Source organism: Pseudomonas sp. PB103 (assembly GCF_009764635.1).
In the GTDB taxonomy this organism is placed as follows: Bacteria; Pseudomonadota; Gammaproteobacteria; order Pseudomonadales; family Pseudomonadaceae; genus Aquipseudomonas.
In genome coordinates this window covers 21,132-27,646 of the sequence record NZ_RWIL01000012.1, presented here as the reverse complement: position 1 = coordinate 27,646, position 6,515 = coordinate 21,132, and the positions used below count along the sequence as shown (strand labels likewise).

Genomic DNA, 6,515 nt, shown 5'->3' with positions numbered 1-6,515 from the left:
GCAGAACGACCCAATCTTTGAAGTCGTTGTCGTAGCGGTTACCCATTTTGGACATTGTTAAGCACCTTCGCCCTCTTGAGTAGTTGAGTCAATCAACAAGGGCGACAGGTAGCCTGACACGGAGGGGGGTATAAAAAAAGCGCCCCGAAGGACGCCAAAAGATTCACCTCTTACCAAAGGAGCAAGGAGCTTCTAAAGGTGAATTTGCATCAACCGCGCAATCAAAGAATCGCCAATGGATACTCGACGATCACCCGCACTTCATCCAGATCCGACTCGAACGCCGTGGCGCGCGTGGTGGCCTGGCGCAAACGCAGTGACAGGTCTTTCATCGAACCGCTTTGCACCACGTATTTGACTTCGATATCGCGCTCCCAACGTTTCTGATCGGTCAGCGGATTGCCCTCGGCATCGCGGCGCATATACACGGCATTAGCGTTTGAATAATCAGCGTCGGTGCCGCGCGCATAGCGAGTCATGAACGACAAGCCCGGCACGCCGTAAGTGCTCATGTCGAGGTCATAACGCACCATCCACGAACGTTCTTTCGGTGAATTGAAGTCGCTGTACTGGATCGAGTTGTCGAGGAATATCGAATCGGACTGGCGCAGGTAATCGAAGTCGTCATTGCCATTGTTGCGTTGGTGGGAGAGGGCGACGGAGTGGGCGCCAAGCTTGACGCCGACGCGGCCACTCCAGATGTTGTTGTCGAATTCGCCGAGCAGTTGTTTGCCTTCGTCGACGGCCTTGTAATAGTTCAGGCCACCGAACAGCGACAGGTCATCGGAGAGTGGGTAGGTCCAGGCAGTGCCGGCGTAGTACTGATTCCACGCATCCTTGAGACGGCTGGAGTACAGGCTGAAACTGAGGTTTTTGTTCAGCACATAATCGCCGCCGCCATAAGCGATCCACGGCGAATTGACCGGCCCGCCGTAGAAGGTGGCGAAGTTCTCGCGCATGTCGCTGGACACCGGTTGGCTCATCGCGTGCAGTCGACCGCCCTGAACCGATAAACCTTCAATACTGGTGTTGGTCGCCGTCACCCCGCGAAAGCTTTCCGGCAACAAGCGCGAGTCACCCGCCGCAACCACCGGATTGGCCGGGAACACATCGCCAACCTTGACCACCGTATCGAACGCCCTAATTTTCGCAGCGCCGCCGACTTTGCTGTATTCGTCTCGCGCCTCGCCGTTGCTGTTGACCGGCAACACATCAAACGAACTGCGCCCGCCATTACGGCCGTCACCGGTATCGAGTTTCAGCCCGATCATCGCAAACGCATCGACACCGACGCCGACGGTGCCTTGGGTGAAACCGGATTCGAACTTGCTGATCACCGCGTGCGACCAGGCTTCGGAATAACCATTGCCGGTCGGGCTGGACTGGCCGTTGCGATGATCGCGATTAAAGTAGAAGTTGCGGTTGAGCACCGTCAAGCTGCTGCCTTCGACAAAGCCTTCAGGCTTGTCTTCTGCAAACACCACGGACGGCCCGGAGCCGACCACCACCGCTAAAGCGGCCATCGATATTTTTGTAGGGTTAACCATCAAACACTCCTTGGGTTCGGCAGAACGGGAACGTGCGTCGGCGTGGGTTTTATTGTTCGGCGGGGCAGGGCCCGCCGGCATTGGTCGCCGGGTCACATCGTTGCAAGCTGCGGATAACGCCAAGGTGATGAGGGAATTACAATTTCGTCATGTGGTTATTTGGATTGAGTGAACGCCACACAAACCTGTGGGAGCGAGCTTGCTCCCACAGTGGTCAGGGTGAGTCAGATAGATCAAATGAAAGCAGTCGTGGATTTTTACCTTTTGAAGATATCCAGCAAACCTTTTGATAGAGAGGTATCAATTTCGTGGGGATGTGTGAATTTGCCCTTCATGGCGCCGATCCGTTCTACACGCGTCTTCTTCAATGTAATTGTGCCTTGGCGTTCTTCGGCTAACGCATCAAGACCATCCATCAATTCTGAATAAATGTCCCGCTTCATGGTTCGTGGATCTCCACTTGATAGGTGATCCTCAAATTTAACCGCAATTACCTTCTGCAGAATGTCAGCCATTGCTCACTGCTTTGCAGGAAAAATCTTAAAAAGGTGGAAGTGTGAAGACCAAGAAAGCATAGCGAGCGATCATCTGGACGCGCTGGCGCAATCTGCTGATACTGAATCCTACAAACGCGAAAGCGGCACCTGAAGGTGCCGCCTTTTTATAAAGTTCTGCGAGGACAAGAGCACATTAGTCGCGTTGTCATCTGTTATCTAGAGCTATCTCTTTTCTATTGATAACTTTTTCGTTAACGATACGACGTACAACCGGTGCAGAAGGTTTCTCTGGTGGTGTAGGTCTTGTCGAATTTTGTGGTTTAGGTCGATCATTAGTAGCTTTCATTTCTGATCCCTATTGGTGCCGCCGTTAACATCGTCGTATGTTCTTCTAGAAGATGGAGCAGCCGGTTTGACAGGAGCTTGGGGCAGAGGTTTTTTTTCACTTGATGTTGGCTTATTGGATTCGCTCAATTTCCCTGCCCCTTTTTCAAGAAGTATATTCTCAAGGATTATAGTCCTTTTTTTCAGATCTGCTACGCCTTCGGCTTTTGAGTCATTCAGCAACTGCTTTCTCAAGTCGGATATTTGGTCGCCCACGTACATATCTTTTATTGCAAAATTTTTCCTGGGCGAGGAGGTATCCATGTCAAAAAGGACAAACAACAAGCTACCGATAGCAAGAGGAATGCAGGCCATCAGAAAAGTTGAAATGGACTTGAAAACCCATCGTGATCGCTCTTCATTGACTAAAGCATTGTGTGTGGAGCAACTGATGTAGGTGTTTGAAATGAAGCTTGCAGTTTCTTTGTCAGGATCGATCAAGGGTATTTGCTCGTGCTGCGATACCTGTGAGTTATAATTGCCAAGTTCAATGTTGTATTGTGTTTGGCTGTCGTAATACTCTTTTATTTTTTCTGCGTATGGCATTCTGTTGAATTCAGATCCGCTAAAGGCTCTGAAGTTGAAGTATGTAGAGATGGTTGAGATTGTCAGGGTTAAAGCTACTAGAAAGGAAATGATGTATGCAATTTCGGGGTTGAAGGTGAAATCCAAAAAACGAGCTAGGTAGATGGTTGCAGAAGCTAGCGCAAATATCGCGGTAAAAATTATTTGAGTTTTTATCGAGATGCTGTTTTTTATCTCTTCTTCGTATGCATACATTTTTTCATATGTGGTGTGGATGTTGTCAGTGTTCAATATGGTTTCCTTGTGCCCTGTTGGTCGGCAAGTACTTTCAATGTGCCTTCGAGTTTTCGCGTTGCCTCACACATACACAATAGCTCCAACAGCCGGATGCGGACTGTAGGACGAAACCGATAATTGAGCGGGAGCTTTCTGGGCTTTCAGCAGGAAGGGCAGGGCATCAGTAAAAATCCCACAAAAACAAAAACGGCACCCGAAGGTGCCGTTTTCATTTCTAGCCAGCCAAGCAATCAGCCCGCCAGACCCGCCTGCTGAACCAGAGTCAGCAATGGCTGCGGGTACACACCCAGGAAGAACGCGACCAGGGCGATGGCCAGCAGCATCACGCCGCCTGCCTTCTGTTCCCAGTGCAGCTGGGCGTCGTGGCGACGTAGGTTTGGCTCGATCAGATACAGGGTGACCATCACGCGCAGGTAGTAGAAGACGCCGATGGCGCTGCCCAGTACCAAGGAGCCGACCAGCCACCATTGGTGCGATTCAACACCAGTAGCGATGATGTAGAACTTGCCGATGAAGCCAGCAGTCAGCGGGATACCCGCCAGCGACAGCATCATCACGGTCAGGACGGCGGTCAGGTACGGACGACGCCAGAACAGGCCGCGGTATTCGTACAGGGCATCCGCGTCACGGCCGTTGTACGGCGAGGACATCAGGGTGATCACGCCGAAGGCGCCGAGGCTGGTGATCACATAAGTCACCAGGTACACGCCGATGGCTTCCACCGCCAGACCCTTGCTTGCCACCAGTGCGATCAGCAGGTAGCCGAAGTGCGCGATGGACGAGTAACCGAGCAGACGCTTGAGGTTGCTCTGGGTCAGGGCCAGCAGATTACCGAACAGGATCGAAGCGATCGCGATAACGGTCAGCACATCGCTCAGTACACCACTGCTGGCAGCAGGGGAGATCTGGAACAGACGCACCATTACTGCAAACACGGCCACTTTCGAAGCGGTTGCGAGGAACGCAGCCACTGGAGCCGGAGCACCTTCGTAGACGTCCGGCGTCCACAGGTGGAACGGCACCAGCGACAGCTTGAACGCCAGACCGATCAGCATCATGCCCAGGCCCAGTTGCGCCAGCGAGCTAGGCAGGCCAGTCGCAGCCAGAGCCTGACCGATACCGACGAAGCTCAGCGAACCCGAATCGGCGTACAGCAGCGCCATACCGAACAACAGGAACGCGGAACCGGCGGCCGACAGCACCATGTATTTGATGCCGGCTTCCAGCGAGCGCTTGTTGAAGAAGGCGTAAGCCACCAGACCGTAAACCGGTACCGAGAGCAGTTCCAGACCGATGAACAAGCCGGCCAGGTGCTGCGCGCTGACCAGAACCAGACCACCGGCGGCGGCCATAAGGATCAGCAAATACAGTTCTTCACGGTTGCCCGGGTAACCCGAACCGCCATCACCCAGATAAGCGTGGGCGAGGGTAACGCAAGCGAGGGTGGCGACCAGGATCAGCGCCATGTACAGGCAGGCAAACGAGTCGATCTGCAGCAAAGGAGTCACGGCCAGAGGCGCGACTTTCAGGGCTGGCAGGATCGACAACAGGGCCAGGTTCAGACCCGCCACCGAAATCAGGAAGGTCTGCGAGTGGTTGCGGCGCCAGGCGATTGCCAGCATCACCACGATAATGGTGAGGCTGGTGATCAACAGTGGCGCAAGCGCAATAAAGTGTTGAATCGTGAATTCCATAGCGCTCTTACCGGGCCGAAGCGAGTTGAGTGAAGGCGGTGCCGAGCCACTGCTGAACGCCATGCATCGTGGCGGCAGAAGTGTCGAGGAACGGTTGCGGGTAGACGCCGATGTAGATCAGCAACACCGCAAGGCCTAGCACCATGATCAGTTCGCGAGCGTCCATACCGTGCAGGATCGAATCCGATTTCGCCGGGCCGAAGTAAGCACGGTGGATCATGATCAGCGAGTAGACCGAACCGAACACCAGACCGGAGGTGGCAATCGCAGTGATCCACGGCCAGCTCGCGAAGGAGCCGATCAGGATCAGGAACTCACCGACAAAGTTACCGGTACCCGGCAAGCCCAAGGATGCGGCTGCAAAGAACAGGCTGATTGCCGGCAGGTAAGCGATACGCGACCACACACCGCCCATCTCACGCATGTCACGAGTGTGCAGACGCTCGTACAACTGACCGCTGAGGATAAACAGTGCGGCTGCCGAGACACCGTGCGCGAGCATCTGGATCACTGCACCTTGCAGGGCCAGTTGGCTGCCGGAGTAGATGCCGATCAACACGAAACCCATGTGGGAAACGGACGAGAAGGCGATCAGACGCTTGATGTCGGTTTGCGCGAAAGCGAGGAACGCACCGTAGAAGATCCCGATCAGACCGAGGGTCATGGCGATCGGCGCAAACTCGGCCGAGGCATTCGGGAACAGCGGCAGGGCGAAACGCAGCAGACCGTAAGCAGCGGTTTTCAGCAAGATACCGGCGAGGTCGACGGAACCGGCAGTCGGCGCCTGGGCGTGAGCATCAGGCAACCACGAGTGGAACGGCACGACCGGCAGCTTGACCGCGAAGGCGATGAAGAAGCCGAGCATCAGGATGTACTCGGTGGTCATCGACATCTTGGTTTTCAACAGATCGGCGTAGTTGAAAGTAATCACGCCAGTGTTGTTGAAGTTGACCAGCACCAGACCGAGGATCGCCACCAGCATGATCAGGCCGGACGCCTGAGTGAAGATGAAGAACTTGGTCGCCGCGTAGATCCGGGTTTTCTTGCCGTCCGAAGAACTGTGACCCCAGAGCGCGATGAGGAAGTACATCGGCACCAGCATCATTTCCCAGAAGAAGAAGAACATGAACAGGTCGAGGGCGAGGAACACGCCGACAACGCCGCCCAGGATCCACATCAGGTTCAGGTGGAAGAAGCCAACGTGACGTTGAATCTCTTTCCACGAGCAGAGTACTGAGAGGATACCCAGCAGACCGGTCAGCAGGATCATCAACAGCGACAGGCCGTCGAGGGCCAGGTGCACGCTGATGCCGAAACGCGCGATCCAGATGTGCTTGAACTCAAGCGCCCAGGTCGGATCGGCGCCAGGCGCCGGGGCAAATGAATAGTCACCGTGGGCCCACAGCCAGAGGCCGAGGGCGAGTTCCAGGGTCATGGTCAACAGCGCAATCCAGCGCGGGAGGGTAGCGCCGAAGCGCTCACCCATCCAGCACAGCAGGCCGCCGATGAAGGGGATCAGGATTAGCCAAGGCAGAATCATGACGGGCTCGTTTCCTTTCGCAAATTCGCAA

4 protein-coding genes and 1 pseudogene are annotated in these 6,515 nt (G+C 54.7%); all 5 read right to left on the bottom strand.

All coding sequences use genetic code 11. The features are described from left to right. Nucleotides 1-221 precede the first annotated feature (221 nt). Entirely contained in the window at nt 222-1,547 is a 1,326-nt protein-coding gene (locus EJA70_RS02405; RefSeq protein WP_158829363.1) for an OprD family porin, read from the bottom strand. Between the two features lie 347 nt (nt 1,548-1,894). Continuing rightward, a pseudogene (locus tag EJA70_RS31315) lies at nt 1,895-1,990 on the bottom strand (transcriptional regulator); the annotation flags it as partial. 396 nt (nt 1,991-2,386) lie between these two features. Further along, entirely contained in the window at nt 2,387-3,244 is an 858-nt protein-coding gene (locus EJA70_RS02395) for a hypothetical protein (protein ID WP_158829361.1), read from the bottom strand. 236 nt (nt 3,245-3,480) lie between these two features. After that, entirely contained in the window at nt 3,481-4,944 is a 1,464-nt protein-coding gene (nuoN, locus tag EJA70_RS02390) for an NADH-quinone oxidoreductase subunit NuoN (RefSeq protein ID WP_008082842.1), read from the bottom strand. A gap of 7 nt (nt 4,945-4,951) precedes the next feature. Continuing rightward, the gene (gene nuoM, locus EJA70_RS02385) at nt 4,952-6,484 is read right to left on the bottom strand and encodes an NADH-quinone oxidoreductase subunit M (RefSeq protein WP_008082846.1); all 1,533 of its coding nucleotides are present in this window, start codon (nt 6,482-6,484) and stop codon (nt 4,952-4,954) included. Nucleotides 6,485-6,515: the final 31 nt, after the last annotated feature.